Origin of the sequence: Planctomyces sp. SH-PL62 (genome assembly GCF_001610895.1) — a bacterium.
Lineage (GTDB): Bacteria > Planctomycetota > Planctomycetia > Isosphaerales > Isosphaeraceae > Paludisphaera.
On the sequence record NZ_CP011273.1, the window covers coordinates 1,331,290 to 1,349,565 of the forward strand.

An 18,276-nucleotide genomic window follows, 5' to 3' on the forward strand; every position below is an offset into this window, starting at 1 on the left:
GCGTTGCCCTTGATGCGGCGCGTCCGGTTCGCCGATGATGGTCTCGCGGGCCGGCTCGGCGACCGAGAGACCACCATATCGCGAATCCGAAGAAAAGGCGAGTCGCGGCCGAGGCCTGATATTTGCGTGCTATAATCCGTTGTCGTTGCGTTGCGCGGCGGCCGACGGAGGCGGGTCGGAGGAGATGGCGGGGCGGAGGCCCGGGTCGCCGATCGGTCGTGCGCCTCGCGCAGCACCTTTCGCAGGCCCCGCAACTCTTCCCCGACTTCGAGCGGTCGATTCGGAATCCATGAAGACGGGGGATGCGGAAACATGCGTCAAGCTCGATCCGGAGCGCTGACGGGAGCAGGTGCGCGGCGCGTCTTGGCCGGGTCGCTCGTCAAACGCACGGCCGCCTCATCCCTGATCCTGGCGATGGCGATGGCGGCGGACGCCCCGAAAGAGGGCGACGCGAACTCCAGGACGGCCGACGCGCCGACGGCCGGCTCGGAACGCCGCATCGCCCTCAAGGACGCCTCGGCCGCCCCGATCGGGCCGGCGGCGGCCAGCCCCGACCTCTCCTCGAAGGGCCCCGCCAAGGCCGACGCGCTCACCCTGGTGACGGCCAGCCCGAGCGCCCGCGCGGTCCGCGTCATGCTGGAGTGCCGCGAGCGGTTCGCGAGCGTGAAGGATTACACCTGCACGTTCTACAAGCGTGAACGGGTGGACGACGTGCTCACCCCCATGCACGTCATGACCATGAAGATGCGGAACGACCCCTACAGCATCTACTTCCGCTTCCACCAGCCGAACAAGGGCCGCGAGGCGATCTACGTCCAGGGCCGCAACAACAACCGAGTCCTGGCCCACGACGTCGGCTTCACCAAGCTCCTCGCCGGCACGATGAAGCTCGATCCGCTCGGCGCCCGCGCCATGGAGAATTGTCGACACCCCATCACCAAGGCCGGGATCGGCAAGCTCATCGAGACCGTCCTCGACCGCTGGCAGGCCGAGCTGGACGATGAGGAGTCGGTGGTGATGTTCGACTCCAAGATCCGTCTCGGCTCCGCGCCCTGCCTCCTGATCGAGGCCATCCATCCCGAGAAGAAGCCGGAGTTCATGTATCACAAGGTCCGGCTCTTCATCCACGCGGAGCTCGGCCTCCCGGTCCGCTACGAGGCCTACGATTGGCCCGCCGGGCCCGGCGACGCCCCGGAGATGCTCGAAGAGTACGTCTACGACGGCGTGAAGCTCAACGTCGGCCTCCACGACGACGACTTCGACGCGACGAATCAACTCTACTCCTTCGGGCGCTTCTGAGCCCGGACCGTCGGCCGCGTCAAGCTTTGTTAATCTTGGCGGGCTCCCGGGGGGAATCCCCGGGAGCCTCCAGCTCGATCCTCATGATCCCTGTCGCCGGAGCCGATACACCATCACGGCGGCCGGCGGAATCGCGGCCCCTCGGCCTTTCGACGGGGCCCTCCAGGCCCGGTCAAGCGACCTTGGCAGGAGTGGGACCGTCCGCTAGAATCCGCCCGCTTCAAGGATGGCGAGCGGGTCGATCGCTGGATTCATCTCTTCACGACATCGTTCAGGCGTCCCCCTTCTTGCACTTCTCCGAATCGCCGCCGTTGGTCTAATGTTGCGCAAACCGCAGGCCGTTCCAGGGCCGGGACGGTCGAAGGTCTTCGATCGATCCATGGAAGGAGGCTCGATGAGCACGATACCAACCACCCCGTCGCAGACCCGGGTGCACGTGCGTTGGATGATCCGTCGCGACATGCCCGAGGTCCTCGCCATCGAGCATGCGAGCTTCGAGTATCCCTGGGCCGAGGAGGAATTCCTCCGAGTGCTCCGCCAGCGCAACTGCATTGGTATGGTGGCCGAGCAGGGCGAGCGGATCGTCGGCTTCATGATCTATGAGCTGCACCGCAATCGCATCCACGTCCTCGACTTCGCGACCCATCCCGACTTCCGCCGCCAGGGCGTCGGCCGGCAGATGATCGCCAAGCTGGCGAGCAAGCTCTCGGCCCAGCGCCGGAATCGGATCGCCCTGCTCGTCCGCGAGACGTGCGTCGCGGCCCAGCACTTCTACAAGGCGATGGGCTTCCGGGCCGTCGAGGTCATCCGCGAGCACTTCGCCGACACGGGCGAGGACGCCTACGGCATGCTCTACCACCTCGACGAGTCGATCCTCCACCCCCCCGCGACGGTGAACCGGATCGCCCGCCAGTACGGGAGCTGATCGAGGTCGTCTCGACCCTCGCGAATTCGAACGAGCGAAGCCGGCGGCGTCGGCCCGACATGGGCCGACGCCGCCGGCTTTCATTCGTGGGGCTCCCAAAGGCCGATTTCCCGAGACGCCTGGCTCGCACGCCGCCTGGGGGGCAATAATATCTTGACCCCCAACGACCACGTCGACCCCTCGGACGCCGGATCATGACGAACGACCCGACCCAATCCGACCCCGAGTCCGCGAGGCTCGCGAGCCCGAACGCGTGGTTCGAGGACGCCTCGGCCTGGATCGTCCGGGGCGGGGTGTTGCTGGGCGCCCTCCGCGCGGTCCAGGCGCTGGCCCTCTCGCTGGGGATCGGCCGGACGGAAGCCGCCGCCGTCGCCGAGGCCGTCGTCGGCGCCGCTTATGTGGGGGTCGCGCACGCCCTCGCCGGGCTCCTGCTGGCCGCACCCGTTCGCGCGCTGGGCGCCTGGCTCGATGGGTACGGCCGTGAAGGATCGCGGCACGGGCCCGCCGTCGCGTCGTTCGCCCCCCCGCCCACGCCGCCCGACGCCCCTTCGGCCGCGCCGGTCCCCGTCGCGCCGGGCCGGGACGCGGGTGAGCGGGCGGCCGAGGTTCGCGATTTGATCCGCGAGGGGGAGTGGGAGGCGGCCGACGAGCGGGCTCGGGCGTTCGTCGCCGACCACGAGGGGGATCCTCGCGGCCCGGCCCTGTTCGAGGAGCTGGAGCGAGCCCGCCGGGATGCGGCGGATCGGTGGCGCGAGCAGCTTCAGGCCGCTCGCGAGGTCAACGACCCGGCGCGGGTGCTGGAGCTTTACGAAGGGGTGCCGCCGGTCCTCGACGATCCGGCCCGCCGCGACCTCGACTCCGAACTCGCGAGCTGGTTCCTGGCCGTCGTCCACCGTCGCCTCCGTTCCGGACTCCTGCAGATCGAGGTCGTGACCCTGGTGGAACGAGTGTCGGCGACGTTCGGCCACACGAAGGAAGGGGCGAGCCTGCGGGCGGCCTTGCCGACCCTCCGACGCGGGGCGGGCCTCTGCGCCCGCTGCGGCAAGCCTTACACGGGGCTGGCCGACGCCTGTCCCGAGTGTCTCGGAGGAGCGGCTCCCCCCCCGCCGGTCATCCCCGAGCTGGACCCCGTCGACGACCTGGAGCCGATTTCCGCCGAGGATGAGGAGCCGAGTTGGTTCCTCGACGACGACGAGGAACAGAATGACGGAAATCCGGATGGTGAGGCCAACGGCCGACTCCGCCCCTGATCGCCCCGGCGCGGCCGGAATCGAGGAATCGAAGGCGGGACCAGGACCCGATTGGACCCCGGCGCGGCGGAACAGTTAGAATCAACCGATTATTCGAGATCCGCCGCGGGGAAGCCCGCCTCGCGGCGGTTGACGGCGCCGGAAACGTCGGCTAGGCATGAGTATCGAATTCCATCGCGCGCTTTGAACCGGGCCCTGAAAGGAACCGACCATGTCCCGCCGACTCGCTCTGGTCTGGGCGCTCTTGCTGTTGTGCTGGGCAGGGCCGATGGCGCACGCCCAATCCCCCCTGTCCAGCAGCGTGGTCCCCACGCGGACGGCGCTCTCGCGCCTCGGGCTGGAACGTCAGTGGATCAATGTGGCGCCGATCGCCGGCACGGAACGAATCCTCAGGATCGGCCGCGGCAAGGACCTGCTCGTCGTCCTGACGAACCTGGCGATGCTCCACGTCTACGACGCCGAGACCGGCCGGCCGCTCTGGTCCGCCCAGATCGGGGAGTCGTCGCGTGCCGCGCTCGGTGCCTCGGAGAATTCCTATGCGGTCTTCGTGACCAGCGCAAACATAATGACCGCCCTCGACCGGAAGACCGGTCGGGTCATCTGGCGGGAGAACCTGGATACGCTCCCCAGCAGCGCCTCGGTCGCCAACGACGACCAGGTCTTGGTCGGCATGTCCACCGGTATGATCCACTGCTACAACCTCAGGGAGAAGCAGGAGAAAGGGCCGGACAAGCTCCGCGAGAAGCCGGAACTGGCCTGGAAGCTCGCCACCGGCGGCGAGGTCAAGACCCGCCCCTTGTTGGCGGAACAGTTCGTGTGCATCGGGAGCTCGGACGGCAAGGTCAGCGTCGACATGGCCAGCGACGCCACGCCCCTGTTCCGGGTCGTCACCGGCGGTCCGATCGGCCGCGACATGGCGAGCTACGGCACCCGCACCCTGCTGATCCCCTCGGCCGACCAGAGCCTCTACGCCGTCGACGTCCTGACCTCGAAGATCTCCTGGGTCTTCCCGTCGGGCGCCCCGATCGAGCAGGGGCCCGTCGTCGCCCGGGAAGAGATCTTCGTCATCAACGAGGCAGGCGGCCTGAGCGTCCTCGACCCCAAGACCGGCGTGCCCCGCTGGACCACCTCGACCGACTCGGGACGATTGCTGGGCGCCAGCCCGACCAAGGTCTACCTGTTCTCCCAGGACAACGACCTGATGATCGTCGATCGCGCCTCGGGCAAGCTCCTTCAGGATCCCGCCGCGACCTACCAGCGGGCCGGGCTGAATCTCCGCGATTTCGAGCTGAGCTTCCCCTCCCGCTTCGACGACCGCCTCTACATGGCGACGCCGTCGGGCGTGATCGTCTGCCTTCGAGAGATCGGTCAGACCAGCCCGGCGCTCCTGCGGGACCCGAAGGCGGAGCCGTTCGGCCACGTCCCGCCCGAAGGGATCAAGGAACTCCCCAACCCGTTCCAGGAGGCCCCGGACGATCCGAACGCCGAGGCCCCCGCGGAAGAACCTCTGCCCTGACGCGGGCCCGGTCCGCGAACGAAACGAATGACGACGGGACGGGAGGTCGGCCGGACTCCCCCCCGTCGTTTCGTCGATACTCAATCATCCGTCCGGCGCCGAGAACAAGATGGCCAAACCTGAGACTCAGGAGGGGTGGGCGACGATCCGTCGCGCGGTCCTCAGCGTTTCCGACAAGCAGGGCCTCGTCGAGCTGGCGACGGCCCTCGCCGACGCGGGCGTGGAATTGATCGCGAGCGGAGGGACCCGGTTCGCGCTGGCCCAGGCCGGCTTGCCGGTGATCGAGGTCGCCGATTACACCGGCCAGCCCGAGATCCTCGACGGCCGGGTCAAGACCCTGCACCCCCGGATCCACGGCGGCATCCTCGCCCGCCGCGACGTGCCCGAGCACCTGGAGACGCTCGCCGAGGCGGGGATGGAGCCGATCGACCTCGTCGTCGTCAATCTCTACCCGTTCGAAGCGACGATCGCCCGCCCGGACTGCTCGTTCGAGCATGCCGTCGAGAACATCGACATCGGCGGGCCGTCCCTGATCCGAGGCGCCGCCAAGAACCACGACGGCGTCGCCGTCCTGACCGACCCCGGCCAGTACGAGAGGTTCCTCGCCGAGTTCCGCGAGTCCGGCGGCACCCGCATCGAAACCCGGAAACGCCTGGCCCGCGAGGCGTTCGCCCAGACCGGGGCCTACGATCGCGCGATCGCCGCGTATCTGGAGAAACAAGAGACCGCCGCCACGGCCACGGCCACGGCCGGCGCCGACGAGCCGCCGCCGTCGCTCGACCTCCACTTCCCGCTCAGGCAGGCCCTCCGCTACGGCGAGAACCCGCACCAGAAGGCCGCCCTCTACATCGACCCCGACGCTGTCGGGCCGAACCTGGCGACGGCTCGGATCCTCCACGGCAAGGAGCCGTCGTACAACAACCTGCTCGACCTCGACAGCGCGTTGCGGCTGGTCAGGTTGTTCGACGGCCCGGCGGCGTGCATCCTCAAGCACAACAACCCTTGCGGCGCGGCCATCGCCGACGACCCGGCGACCGCCTTCGAAGCGGCCTATGAAGGAGACCCCGTCAGCGCGTTCGGCGGGATCGTCGGCCTGAACCGGCCGGTCGACCTCGCCACGGCCGAGTTGATGTGCAAGCCCGGCCGGTTCCTGGAGGCGATCCTCGCCCCCGGCTTCGAGCCCGAAGCGATCGCGCTTTTGACCACGAAGCCGACCTGGAAGAACAGCGTCCGGCTCGTCGACCTGGGGGCGCCGATCGGCCCGACGACGGCCCCGCCTTCGGGGTGGGACCTGCGACGGATCGAGGGGGGCCTGCTGGCGCAAGGCTGGGACGAGCAGCAGGCGGACCCGACGGCCGGCGAGGTGAAGACCAAACGACCGCCGACGCCCGAGGAGCTGCGCGACCTCGACTTCGCGTGGAAGATCTGCGCGATGGTCAAGTCGAACGCGATCGTGGTGGCGAAGGGGGGCCGGCTGCTGGGCGTGGGCGCCGGCCAGATGAGCCGCCTGGACTCGGTGCGGATCGCGGTGGAGAAGGGGGGCGAGGCCGTCCGCGGCGGCGTCCTGGCCTCCGACGCCTTCTTCCCGTTCCGCGACGGCCCGGACGTCGCCGCGGCGGCGGGGATCGCCGCGATCATCCAGCCCGGCGGCTCGAAGCGCGACGCCGAAACCGTCGACGCCTGCGACGAGCACGGCATGGCCATGATCTTCACCGGGCGTCGTCACTTCCGACATTGATCGGACGGGCCCGCCCGGAGGCGGGCCGTTCCCGACCATCGAGGGGAGGAGGCCGCGGGACGTTCCCTTCGGCCTCGCTTCCCTCTCGCACCTGGCGAGGAAGGATCATCATGCTGACGCTGACGCCCCAGGACCTGGAGATCGCGTCGCTCGGGCCCCGCACCATCCCTTCGCCCTTGATCCGGCTTCGCGACGTCGGCTTCCTCAACGACGACAGCCGCATCCTGCTGGAGCATCACGTCGTTCCCCAGGGCGACCCGTCCTCCTCGCTCTCGCTGGAGGAGGCCGGGCCGCGCCGCGAGATCTACTTCGATCCCGCCCGCACCTGCGCCGCCGTCGTGACCTGCGGCGGCCTCTCGCCGGGGTTGAACAACGTCATCCGTTCGGTGTACTCGGAGTTGGCTTACAACTACGAAGTCCCCCGGATCGTCGGGGTTCGCGACGGCCTCATGGGCCTGAATCCCAGGATGGGCCGCCCGCTGGTGGAGATGACCCCCGCCTTCGTGGATCACATCCACGAACTGGGCGGGACCGTCCTCGGGTCGTCGCGCGGCCCGCAGGATCCGTCCGTGATCGTCGACACGCTGGCCCGGGAATCGATCGACATCCTCTTTTGCGTCGGCGGCGACGGCACCCAGCGGGGCGCCCTGGCCATCGCCGACGAGGTTCGCCGGCGGGGCCTCGGGAAGGCCGTCGTCGGCATCCCCAAGACGATCGACAACGACATCCAGTTCGTCTACACCTCGTTCGGCTATTACACCGCGCTCGAGAAGGCCCAGGAAGTCCTCCGGGGCGCCCACGTCGAGGCCCGATGCGCCCCGAACGGGATCGGGCTGGTCAAGCTGATGGGCCGGCACGCCGGCTACATCGCCGCCGGCGCGGCGCTCGCCAGCCAGGACGCGAACTTCGTCCTCATCCCCGAGGTCCCGTTCAAGCTGGACGGCGAGAACGGCTTCCTGGCGGCCCTGGAGCGACGGATCCTCAGCAAGAACCACGCCCTCATCGTCGTGGCGGAAGGCGCCGGCCAGGATCTGCTCCAGGCCGATCTGGAGGCTCGCGACGCGTCGGGGAACGTCCGGCTCCAGGACGTCGGGCTCTTCCTCCGCGACAAGATCCTCGCCCACTTCCGGTCGCGCTCGATCGACGTGAACCTGAAGTATCTGGACCCCAGCTATTTCATCCGATCCGTCCCCGCAAACCCGTCGGACAGGATCCTCAGCGACCAGATGGCCCGCATGGCCGTCCACGCGGCGATGGCCGGCAAGACCGACCTCTTGATGGGCTACATCCATAACGAGATCGTGCACGTCCCGATCGCGACGGCCGTGGCGCAGAGGAAGCATGTGGACGTCGCAAGCGACCTGTGGACCGCCGTCATGCGATCGACGGGCCAGCCCGTCTGGTGAGGCCTCGTCCCTGAGCCCCTCGGCGGAATCCGAGGGGGCTCAGCGCATGTGTCCGCCGAAACCGCCCCCCCCGGCGCCGCCCATCCCGCCGCCACCGCCGACGTTGACTCCCCCGGCGGCCCCCATGCCGCCGCCCCCGCCGCCGCCGAACCCCCCACCGCCCATTCCCCCGCCGAATCCGGATCCGCCCACGCCTCCCATGCCGCCGCCGCCGCGCATGCCTCCGAACCCGCCGCCTGAGGGCGTCCCTCCGAATCCTCCGGTCCCCACCCCGCCTCCGAATCCGCCCGCGCCACGCATCCCACCGCCGAATCCCCCGCCCGGGCCGCGCATCCCGCCGGAGAATCCGGAGCCGAGCCCGCCGGCGGAGTTGCCGCCGCCGCCGACGTTCACGCCGCGCATCCCGCCGAAACCCGGATTGATCGCGCCGGCCGCTGGGGGGGCGCCGAAGTTGGGAGTCCCGGCTCCTCGCATCGCTCCTCCATTGAAACCGGCGGGTCCCCCGGCGTTGACGGCGCCCGCGCCGAAGCCCGGCGCGAGGCCGGGAGCGTTCGCGACGCCCGACGACCTCATCCCGCGCATCCCGCCGAGTCCCTCGGGATTCGACCCGAGCCCGGCCACACCAGGATTGGGGGCGGGCGACGCGTGAAGCTGCGGCGCGAAGCTCGGGGACGCCCCCCCGCCGCGCATCCGGGGCGTGAAACCGCCCGGATTCGCGCCTGCGTTCGCCCCGAGACCACCGCCGGGGACGTTCGGGCCTCCCTGGCGCATTCGTCCCATTCTCGAGGCCTCGCCGGTGAAGGCGGGGCGCGCCGCTTCACGGCGGGGCGTGGCGCTCGGCGCAACTCCGTTAAAGGCGTGGTTCCACGTCGCGGCCCGCTCGATCCCGGGGCCGGTCCTCATCGCGCCCGCGAGGGCCGCCGATCGATCTTCACCGCGGGCGATGAGCGAAGCGAACGGTCGCGTGGACGGAGGCGGCTGAACCCCGCCGATGCCACGCATACCGCCCAGCCCTCGCGCCGACAGGTCCACGGGTCCCTGACGCATCCCCCCCCGTGAACCGAGCCGATCCCCCCCGGCGACGGGAGTCCGGTCGATCCCCCCCCCGGGGCGCTGGCCGTTGAGGTTTTGCGGCGGGGGGGCTCGTCGACCGCTGGTCGGGAACGGGCATCGGGCCGCCCAGAGCGGAGGAATCCCCCCCAGGCGCCGCCAGGGAAACCCCAGCCGAGGCCCCCCAGTTCGGGCCCAGGCCGAACCCGCCCCAGCCGAATCCGCCCCAGCCGAACCCGCCCCAGCCCGAGGTCCAGTTCGGGAACCCGAGATTGATCCCGAACGCGGGAAAGGCGCCGATCGCCGGTCCGCTCCAGCCGAACGTCCCCCAGTTGAAGCCGGGCCAGGTCCCCAGCGCCATCCCGCTCCATCCGGAATTGCCCCAGCCGTACCCGCCCATCCCCCAGCCGGGGTATCCCCAGCCCCATCCCCCCCCGATCAGTCCCAGGTTCCCGAAGATCGGATAGCCCATCATGATCGGCAGCAACGAGCCGCCGAAGCCGTAATACGGGACTCCGAGCCCGTTCGCCAGCGCGACGGGGAGCCCGGCCGAGTAGGGAGAGGGGTAATACAAGGGCGAGGCGTAGTAGGGATTGCCGCGCCAGCCGTATGCGGGGTAGTCGAGATAGCCGTAATACGGGGGCAGTGCGCCGTAGTCGGCGTACGCGAAATAACGACCGGAGCCGTCGTAGCTGACGCCGGGGTAGCCGTCGTAGCAGGAGGTCGAGCGGCCGAACGCCCCATAAAGCTGCCCGTACAACGCCGGTGAGACGATCGTGTAGGGGCGGTAGGCCAGGACGTCCCCCTCGCGAGCTTCCCCGGCGAGGCTCGCCGGTGCGAACAGGATGCCGCGGTCCTCGAGCGGGCGGTCCCAGTAGCCCTCCTGGAAAATCCAGCCCTCAGGTTGCCTCGTCCAGCTCGACGGGACCCACGACCATCCGAGCTTCGCGTCGGCCCAGAAGCCCTTGCGCCAGGCGAGTCGATCCCCATCGGGGACGTAATCGCCGGGGATGTAGAAGCAGTTCGGCTTGGGGGGCGGGCCGGGGTCGTCGAGCGGACGGTCGGCGGGCGGACCCTCCTTGCGGTAGGCGAATCGGTCGGTCGCGCGATCGCTCCAGAAGCCGGGAGTCCGTCGCCACCCGTCCTCCTCCCGCTTCCAGAAGCCGTTGACCCAGAACCGGCCCGGAGGAGGAACCCGCCAGGTCCCCGTCACCCAGACGAAATCGTCGCGGCTGGAATCCCAATCCCAGTAGCCCCCGATCCAACGAGCCTCGCCGTTCGGGGCCTCGACGGCCGGCCGCTCCACGACCGGTGGGAGGGGCGACCTCGTCACCAGGGGAGGCGCCTGATCCCGCCGGGGCGAGAGGAAGGCCTCATGCAACGGCCCATCGGCCAGGGGCGTCAGATCGGCCGCGGCCGCCGCACGAGGCGTCGCGGTCGCGGCCGCCGTCGGCTCCTGGGCCCGGCCCGACGCGAGGCTCAGGGCCGCGGGAAGCGCGGCGAGGATCGCACAATGTCGGATGAGTTCCTGGATGCGGATCATGACGAAACCTCCGCGACGTTCGACCCACGCGGCGACGCGGTCGATCTCGCCGGTCGACGCCGCGAATCTTCGTCGCTCCTGAAGGATTATACGTTTCGGGGTGGGCATTTTCCTTGTGAAGAGGGGAGAATGGTCCTACCATTCCTCGGGAACGATACGTGATCGACTCAGGATGAAGCCGAGGGCCGGGGCGCATGAAAGCCGAACTCATCCCCGACAACGGCGACCCACCGATCCCGATCACCCGCGACGTGACCATCGTGGGCCGGCGCGACTTCGCCGATGTGGTCGTCGACCATCCCAGTCTCTCCAAACGGCACGCCGTTCTGGTCAAGACCGACGGCCTGCTGGTGATCCGCGACCTGATCACCACCAACGGCACCAGGGTCAAGGGGCAGAGGATCCGCTGGGCCGCCCTCCTCCCCGGCGACCGAATCGCCCTGGGCGGCTATAAGATGAGGGTCTATCTGGGACCCGACGACGCCATGTCCCCCTCCGAACTCTATCGCAAGCGGGCCGGCAAGGCCGCCGACCTGCGAGGGGCCGGAGAGGCCCTCCACAAGGTCGACCCGATCCAGGCCCGGCGTTTCGGCTCGTTCGCGGCCCCCTCGATCGAACAGCTGCCCAGCAGCTCGTACGACGAGGTCGCCAGGCCCGACGCACCCGAACTCGACGACGACGATTCCCTCATCGAGCTCGACTGACCGCCCCCCGGCGCGACGGGTCGGAAATCCTGCTATCATCGCGGGACCTGCCCGATCCGCACGCACGCCCGGGGAAGCGAAACATCATGGCTCGAAAAACCTTCTGGCTCGCAACGGCCCTCCTGCTGACCCTGCAACGGCCCCTCACCGCCGATCCGGCGGAAGTCCTCAAACTGGACGACGCGACTCGCGACCGGTGCCTGGCGATCCTCCGCGAGGGCCTGGCCTCCGACGATTTCTGGCCGGCCATGCACGCCGCCGAGGCGCTCTCGCTCGACGGCCGAGGCTCCGAGGTCCGGGCCGCGCTCGCCCCCAGGCTCCCCGCCGAGACAGACGCCCGCCGCCGCTGCGGGCTCGCCCGCGAATTGGTTCGCGCGGGCGATCTGTCCCAGGCCCGGGTCCTGCTGGAAATCCTGACCTCTCCGGATCCTTACGGCCACGCACACGCCTGCGAGAGCCTCTTCAAGGTCGGCGAGATCGGCGACGGCGTCGCGCTGCGGCGGGCGCTGGAGACCGCCGATCCCTCGTCCGTCTCGCTCATGGCCGCCGGGGCGCTCGCCCGTTGGGGGAATCCCAAAGCCTTCGCCCACCTCCGCGCCGCCCTGAAGCATGACGACGAGAACCTGGCCCGGACCGCCGCCTGGATCCTGGCCCGGGTCGGCGACTCGCGTGACGTCCCAGCGATTCAGGCCGTTCGCGGACGTTTCCAGGAGCCCCTGACCCGCGCCTATTTCGATCACGCCCTGGCCGCGCTGGGAGACCCCGAAGGCCGCATGGCCCTGGTCGGGAATCTGACGCATGCGGACCCGAAAGTCCAGGTCTACGCCGCCGAGTTCGCGCCCGACGCGCGGGTCTTCGAGGCGAAGGAAGCTCTCGTCAAGCTGCTGGCCGACCCGACTCTCGACGTCCGCATCCGCGCGGCCCAGGCGCTTTCGTCGCTCGCCAGGCCGATCCCGGCCGACGCCGACGGGGAGTTCGCCGTGGACGTCTTCCCGGCCGACGCGACCCATCCGCGTTACAGCGAAGGCTCCGTCGTGGTGCTGCGGGACGGCCGGCTGCTCTATGCGACGACCGAGTTCGACGGCAGCACCTCCGATTTCGCCAAGGCCCGGATCGTCGCGGTCGAGTCGGCCGACGAGGGGCGGACGTGGGGAGCGAAGCGGATCGTCCAGGAGAACGTGGGGCGGACCAACGTGATGTCGGCGACCCTCCGACGGCTCCTTCCGGGGGCCGTCCACGACGGGCCGATCGGTTTCCTCTACCTCCAGAAGAATTCGTTCACCGACCTCCACGCGTTCTTGCGCGTGTCGGACGACGAGGGGGCGACGTTCGGCGAGCCGATCCAGACGACGACGGTCCCCGGCTATCACGTCGTCAACAACGACCGGGTGACGGTCCTGTCGACGGGACGGCTGGTCGTCCCCGCCGCCTCGACGGCCGACGTCGACAAGGGGGGCCACTTCGTCTCCACCTGCTTCCTCTCCGACGACGGCGGGAAGACCTGGCGTCGGAGCGGTTCGACCGTCGACTACGCGAAGCGGGGCGCCATGGAGCCCGAGGTCCTGGAACTCCGGGACGGGCGGCTCCTGATGCACATCCGCACGCAGCTCGGCCACATCGCGTTCAGCGAGTCGGCCGACGGCGGCGAGACCTGGAGCGAGGCGAAATCGTGGGGCGTCGCGGCTCCCGAGGCCCCGTCCACGCTGCGGCGGATCCCCTCGACCGGGGATCTCCTGCTGGTCTGGAACGACTCCGTCCGCGAGGGGCAGGATCACGGGGGGCGTCGCACCCCCTTGAGCGCCGCCGTCTCGGCCGACGAGGGGAAGACGTGGTCGCGGCCGATCGCGATCGAGCCTTCCGACAAGGAGACCTACGCTTACACGAGCCTTGAGTTCCACCGGGGTCGGGCGCTGCTGACCTATTACATCGGCCCGGACTCGTGGGAGCGGCTTTCTTCGCGGTTCCGCTCGATCCCGATCGGGCGGTTTTACGAGCCGGCCGCGCGTTGACGGAGCAGGGCGAACGAAAAAACCGGACCGACGACTCCCGAGTGGGGGGTCGCCGTCCGGTCGGATGCGGGACGGTTGTGGGGGGCGTGGCGGTTCCCGTCGCGTCGGGGCCGCCCATCCTGGTCGGCGAGTCGTTCGATCGTCCGCTTGCTCAGACCTCGTCGGTACGGGCGCGACGCAAGGGGTCGCGCCGGACTGGCGGGGTGAGGCGTTCGATCTGACGGGCTTCCTGGGGTTCCAGTCGGCTCGCCTGGCGGTTCTCGCGTTGGATGGCTTCGTACACCTCTTGGCGGTGTACGGAGATCTCGATGGGGGCCGCGATCCCCAAGCGGACCTTATCGCCCCGAATATCGACCACGGTGATGACGATGTCATCCCCGATGATGATACTCTCGTCGCGGTGTCGGGACAGGACCAGCATCGTTCTCGGCTCCTTCCTCCTGCCAACGAGGCCCGTGACCATCCCCGATCACGTAGCCTGGGCTTTTGGCGACCACGACGAACCTGGGGATGGTGAGAAGCCCGTAAATACCTGAATCACATGCAGCGGGAGTCACGCAGTCGCTCGCAACGGCGTGAGACCGGGCAGCAGGGTCGGGGTCGCGGGCTGCGACGCGCCCGTCTCCAGCGGATACCGCACCGGGTAGCGGCTGGAGGTGAGGACGAGCTGCCTACCCAATCGACGGGCCGGATTGAACACGAGGGGGCCCTGGAGGTTGACGGTCAACCCCCCCGCGCCGCCGCGGTTCAGGACGACGTAGATCATGGCGGCCCGTTCGTCGCTGAGCTCCAACGCCGCCCGGTCGCCGGGACGAAGCTCGATCCGATAGTCGCCGACCGCCAGCGGGGGCGCGACCAGGCCGAAGGCCAGGTCGGGGGCCGTCGCGCTTTGCAGCCACGACAGACCCGAGACGACCGGATCGGGGAGGTGGAGGAACTGCGTGTACGAACGGAACCCCAGCAGGCCTTCGGGAATCCTGTAGATCTCCGATTCCGGGGCCTGGATCAGACCGAAACGGGTCGTGATGATGTTCACTTCCTGGTTACCTCCTTGAACGCCGAGCGGGGCGCATGCCTGATCGATCCTTCGAGCGTCGTTCGGCATGGCCGGGCTTTCCTCGCTCCGAGGCGACGTGCCGGTCGGTTCGTGCGGCGGCCGTCGCGGCGTCGAGTCGGGCCGCCCGCGACGGGCGCCCACTCGCTCCACCCCGAAGTTCCGGCCGCCCGGCGACCCGTCCGTCCCGCCCCACGCGGCCACGACGCATCCCGCAGACTCCGCCCATCGGCCCCTCCGTCGAATCTCTTCGCCGAGGGAGACGGGCTTGACCGACCGTAATATCGTCCCACCCCGGGCGCATTTGTTACCGGGCGTCGACCGAAATCAGAGGCCGCGCGCACCGCGCAAGGACTGCGCCGGTCGCTCCGCTCATGACGGCGGAGCCATGCCCGCCGCGCGATCGGACGATCCGCCCCGACCCGATCTCGGCCACCTCCAAAGTGACCGCGCGGGGACATTTCCGCTCCCGAATCGCCTCCCCTGGACCGGGCGCTTGCTTGGGTGCAGCTTTGGGCCCTCATTCAACCCCTTCCTCCGGCACAAGCCTCACTTCCCGTCATGCGGGAGCCTGGCGCTCAGAGTCGGACGAAGGGGGGACGAACGCGAACGTCGGCGCCTGTTCGGTCCGCCCGTGAACGCGGAGGCCTCGTCCCCGCCGACCCCCACGTGCGGGGCAGGAAAGAGCGCGACGGCTTCGGTTCGACGCTTTCGGCTCTTCGTGGGGGAGAAGTCCGCTCGGCGAACGAGTCTGGGGAGCTTTGCCACCGGATGCCCTCGTCAGGTCCGGTAGTTGTCCTCAAGGCCCCAGAGCCGCTGGAGTTGCCGGTCGCGTTTGCCGGACTCGTAGCGGTAGATGGCCAGCTCCTCGACGACCTCGTTGGGGGCCGCCTGGTAATCCTGCTGGCGCTGTTCGGCTTCCTGGAAGACGGGACCGAGGTGGTCGGAGCAGGCGAAGCCGTAGGTCTTCAATTCCGCGAAGCGGCCGTCGCTCCAGCGCGCGGCGATCTTGTACGACGCCGGCTCGGAACATCTCGGGAACGAACACTGGACCGCGTGCCTGGTCACCGGACGAGCCCCGAACGGGTGCGAGTCGCCGAATCCTCGGCGAGAGTCCCTGACGCCGACGAGCATTCTAACCCGGGGGATGCTGAGGCCGCCAGCCGGACGGAATCGGGCCGCCCGCCGTCGATCACGCGGCGCGGGCGGCCCGATGGGGGATGCGGGAGGAGGAGGGCCGCTTCGGCCCGGCCTCCCTCAGTCGGTGAGGGTGAAGTCGATCGTGTTGCTCTTGGCTTCAACCTTCGCCTTCAGGCCGCCGGATTCCGGCGATTCGTACTTCGTCGGGATGTCGCTGGAAGCCTTCTTGTAGGCCTTCGCGACGTCCTCTTGCCGATACAGGCCGCCGATCTTCTCGGCGTTGGCCTTCGCCTCCCCCATGTCCGGCTTGCGGGCGGTGATGGCGACGACGTAATCGCCGGGGAACGCCCCGTCGTCGTTCCCCTGCGTGGAGAGCGTGTAGGAGCCGTCGGTGATGACGCCGGTGGCCCCGCGCTGGTCGGGCCCGCCGCCCCCGGCGGGGTAGAACTGGATCGAGCCGCTGGAGACGGGCTTGTCCTTGTAGGTGACGGTGCCGGAGACCTTGTACCGATCGCCCAGGCCGTCGTCGCTGCAGCCGGGGACGATCAGGGCGAGGGCCAGGGGGGCGAACAGAAACCTCGTCGCCCGTCGCGCGGGGCGGAGACGAGTCGCGGAAGGAATTGACATCGGAGTTGTCCTGCAATCGAGACGTGGGACCGAAGACGGGGAAGATGATCGGCGGCTCCCCCGGCCCGCGCGGCGGATTCAGCCCGCAGCGGGCCGGGGGCGGCCGGCGATCAATAGGCGTCCGAGCTGACCACCTCGCCGCCGCTTCGGCTGCCGAGGGCGCAGTAGATGGGAAGCGCGATCGAGTTCTTGAGGAACCGGACGGAGCCGTCGCCGAACGCGAAGTTGGCGCCGCCGGGGTGCTTGCTCTTGGCCCCCTTGCTGGCATAGCTGAAGCGGTTCTGCCAGTCGGTGCTGCCGAACGGCGTGGTGCCGTCCAGCGGCGCTCGCAGGGTCTGCCAGTTGATCGGGATCGTGGTGCCGAAGGTGGAGCCGTTGTTGTTCCAGAAGTTGCTGTCGGCCGTCTGGGCGGGCAGGACCTCGCCCACCATGATGGTGTTGGAGGTGCCGTCGGTGATCGAGGCGATCGTCACGGCGCCGATGCTCTGGATGCGGTAGGCGAACATGCCGCGAAGCTGGCCCCCGGATTCCGCGTTGATCTGGTCGTTGTACCGGGTGCCCCAGAAGCCGGGATAGCCGATGCGGACCTGGCCGGCGGACAGCGTGGGCGGATAGGGGAAGGTCTCCCAGGGATTCTGGCCCGCGCTGAGCGCGCCGATCGCGTAGTTGTCGCCGAAGCTGCCGGCGTAGCTGGAGACCATCGTCCGGGTCTCAGGCTGGCCGGTGATCGGATTGACCGGGCTGCTCCCGTTCGGATAGTTGCCCCAGGGGCCGCTCGCCGACCGGATGCCCGGCGACTGTCCCTGGTAGTTGTCGTCCGAAGGGCAGAGCCACGCGGTCGACACCGTCATCAGCGCGGTCCACTGGGCCGAGCTGTCGACGATGTTGTTCAGGGGCAGGTTGAAGTTGATCGCGTTGTAGATGTTGCCCCCTTCCATCTGGGGGATCACCAGCGCTCGCCACGAGGCCAGGTTGTTCCCGCCGGCCGAGCCCCCCCAGACGCTCCCCTTGCTCTCGTCGGCGATGGCGCCCGGCGGGAAAGCCCCCTGGGCGCTCTCGTAGTTGTGCAACGCCAGGCCGATCTGCTTCAGGTTGTTCGTGCACTGGGCCCGCCGCGCCGCCTCTCGCGCCGACTGGACGGCCGGGAGGAGGAGGGCGATCAACACCGCGATGATGGCGATGACGACGAGCAGCTCGATCAGGGTGAAACCGCGTCGCTTCATGAGAATCGCTCCTGGAAACGGTGACGAGAGAGGCCGCCCGCCGCACCGGGCCGTTGCAGGCCGGGGACGTGAGAACGGCCGAAGCCGATGGGACGCCGCGAGCGCCCCTCGGGGGAGGACCAAGGATCGATCCGGGCGCACGAAGTCGCCGCGCCCGGCGGGGAGCCGTTCAATTGCTTGAGTAAGCGGAAGCCTGGAGTCCTTCATGCAACCACGGTGCGTTGTGGCCGCCGAGCGGGAGAGGAAGCGTCCGGCCCGATGTCGTATTAGAGAATAATCATGAAAGGCGATTAGATGATGTGCGTGCATGGAGATGTGGGCCGCGTCGCCGCCCCGTCGCCACGCGATCGGCCCGCGATGCGGCCCGAGTCTCCTCCTGTTTATCGCCGGTTTTCGGTGTTGTCAAGCATCCCACGCCCAAGGTTATGAAGGGCTATTCATGTCTGACGCTCCGAATGATTTCGAAGTCGATCGGGAGGTCCGTCGCAAGTCCATGCTATTTCTGGCGATCGTCATCCGAGAAGCTTAGGAGACGGGACGGCGGGCGCCGCGAAGAATTTTCGCCATCGCGGTGGCCCTTTTAGACCGAAGGCGCATGACGTGGGGGCGGGGGGCGGCCGAGGGCGCCGGGATGGATCGCTGCGAGAATGCGAGATCGACCCTTGACAATGCGGGTGGGGAGAGTATTTTAGAGTTTGTCGGTCGTGCCGCCGTCTGCCAGGCGCGTCTTCGATCGGCCGAGGCGTCTGCCTCGATCATCCGGCCTCTTCTCTGTTCCGGCCCCGTCGACCC

15 protein-coding genes are annotated in these 18,276 nt (G+C 69.1%); 8 read left to right on the forward strand and 7 right to left on the reverse strand.

What is annotated here, in order from left to right; all coding sequences use genetic code 11:
- Nucleotides 1-312: 312 nt before the first annotated feature.
- The 6 genes from VT85_RS05185 to VT85_RS05210 all read left to right on the forward strand — a co-directional run bounded on the left by VT85_RS05185 (nucleotide 313) and on the right by VT85_RS05210 (nucleotide 8,134).
- The gene (locus VT85_RS05185) at nucleotides 313-1,299 is read left to right on the forward strand and encodes a DUF1571 domain-containing protein (RefSeq protein WP_082858373.1); all 987 of its coding nucleotides are present in this window, start codon (nucleotides 313-315) and stop codon (nucleotides 1,297-1,299) included.
- A 394-nt stretch (nucleotides 1,300-1,693) separates the two neighbouring features.
- Nucleotides 1,694-2,224 (forward strand): ribosomal protein S18-alanine N-acetyltransferase, encoded by a 531-nt coding sequence (rimI, locus tag VT85_RS05190; protein WP_068421427.1) that lies wholly within the window; start codon nucleotides 1,694-1,696, stop codon nucleotides 2,222-2,224.
- 194 nt (nucleotides 2,225-2,418) lie between these two features.
- On the forward strand, nucleotides 2,419-3,474 hold the full coding sequence (locus tag VT85_RS05195; protein WP_068411538.1) for a hypothetical protein: 1,056 nt from the start codon (nucleotides 2,419-2,421) through the stop codon (nucleotides 3,472-3,474).
- A gap of 211 nt (nucleotides 3,475-3,685) precedes the next feature.
- Complete coding sequence (locus tag VT85_RS05200) at nucleotides 3,686-4,990, forward strand: PQQ-binding-like beta-propeller repeat protein (RefSeq protein ID WP_068411541.1); 1,305 nt, start codon at nucleotides 3,686-3,688, stop codon at nucleotides 4,988-4,990.
- A 109-nt stretch (nucleotides 4,991-5,099) separates the two neighbouring features.
- The gene (gene purH / locus VT85_RS05205; RefSeq protein WP_068411544.1) at nucleotides 5,100-6,728 is read left to right on the forward strand and encodes a bifunctional phosphoribosylaminoimidazolecarboxamide formyltransferase/IMP cyclohydrolase; all 1,629 of its coding nucleotides are present in this window, start codon (nucleotides 5,100-5,102) and stop codon (nucleotides 6,726-6,728) included.
- 110 nt (nucleotides 6,729-6,838) lie between these two features.
- A complete protein-coding gene (locus VT85_RS05210; protein ID WP_068411547.1) occupies nucleotides 6,839-8,134 on the forward strand; it encodes an ATP-dependent 6-phosphofructokinase in 1,296 nt (431 codons plus the stop codon).
- Nucleotides 8,135-8,173: 39 nt separating this feature from the next.
- Here VT85_RS05210 and VT85_RS05215 read toward each other — a convergent pair whose 3' ends face one another.
- Nucleotides 8,174-8,608, reverse strand: coding sequence for a hypothetical protein (locus tag VT85_RS05215; protein WP_156512686.1), 435 nt, complete (start codon nucleotides 8,606-8,608; stop codon nucleotides 8,174-8,176).
- 457 nt (nucleotides 8,609-9,065) lie between these two features.
- Nucleotides 9,066-10,727 (reverse strand): hypothetical protein, encoded by a 1,662-nt coding sequence (locus VT85_RS27370; protein ID WP_156512687.1) that lies wholly within the window; start codon nucleotides 10,725-10,727, stop codon nucleotides 9,066-9,068.
- Between the two features lie 194 nt (nucleotides 10,728-10,921).
- Here VT85_RS27370 and VT85_RS05225 point away from each other — a divergent pair, with 194 nt between their 5' ends.
- Both VT85_RS05225 and VT85_RS05230 read left to right on the forward strand, forming a co-directional pair.
- A complete protein-coding gene (locus VT85_RS05225; RefSeq protein ID WP_156512688.1) occupies nucleotides 10,922-11,431 on the forward strand; it encodes an FHA domain-containing protein in 510 nt (169 codons plus the stop codon).
- 86 nt (nucleotides 11,432-11,517) lie between these two features.
- Nucleotides 11,518-13,440, forward strand: a complete 1,923-nt coding sequence (locus VT85_RS05230) for an exo-alpha-sialidase (protein WP_068421431.1) — start codon at nucleotides 11,518-11,520, stop codon at nucleotides 13,438-13,440.
- A gap of 151 nt (nucleotides 13,441-13,591) precedes the next feature.
- Here the strand turns inward: VT85_RS05230 and csrA are convergent, their stop codons facing one another.
- From csrA to VT85_RS05255, 5 genes are all read right to left on the reverse strand, one after another.
- Nucleotides 13,592-13,861, reverse strand: a complete 270-nt coding sequence (gene csrA, locus VT85_RS05235) for a carbon storage regulator CsrA (RefSeq protein WP_068411556.1) — start codon at nucleotides 13,859-13,861, stop codon at nucleotides 13,592-13,594.
- Nucleotides 13,862-13,993: 132 nt separating this feature from the next.
- Nucleotides 13,994-14,476: a flagellar assembly protein FliW gene (fliW, locus tag VT85_RS05240; protein ID WP_068411560.1), complete on the reverse strand. Its 483-nt coding sequence runs from the start codon at nucleotides 14,474-14,476 to the stop codon at nucleotides 13,994-13,996.
- Between the two features lie 798 nt (nucleotides 14,477-15,274).
- Nucleotides 15,275-15,562 (reverse strand): hypothetical protein, encoded by a 288-nt coding sequence (locus VT85_RS05245; RefSeq protein WP_068411563.1) that lies wholly within the window; start codon nucleotides 15,560-15,562, stop codon nucleotides 15,275-15,277.
- A gap of 189 nt (nucleotides 15,563-15,751) precedes the next feature.
- Nucleotides 15,752-16,261, reverse strand: coding sequence for a hypothetical protein (locus VT85_RS05250; protein WP_068411566.1), 510 nt, complete (start codon nucleotides 16,259-16,261; stop codon nucleotides 15,752-15,754).
- Nucleotides 16,262-16,371: 110 nt separating this feature from the next.
- Complete coding sequence (locus VT85_RS05255) at nucleotides 16,372-17,484, reverse strand: DUF1559 domain-containing protein (protein WP_068411571.1); 1,113 nt, start codon at nucleotides 17,482-17,484, stop codon at nucleotides 16,372-16,374.
- Nucleotides 17,485-18,276: the final 792 nt, after the last annotated feature.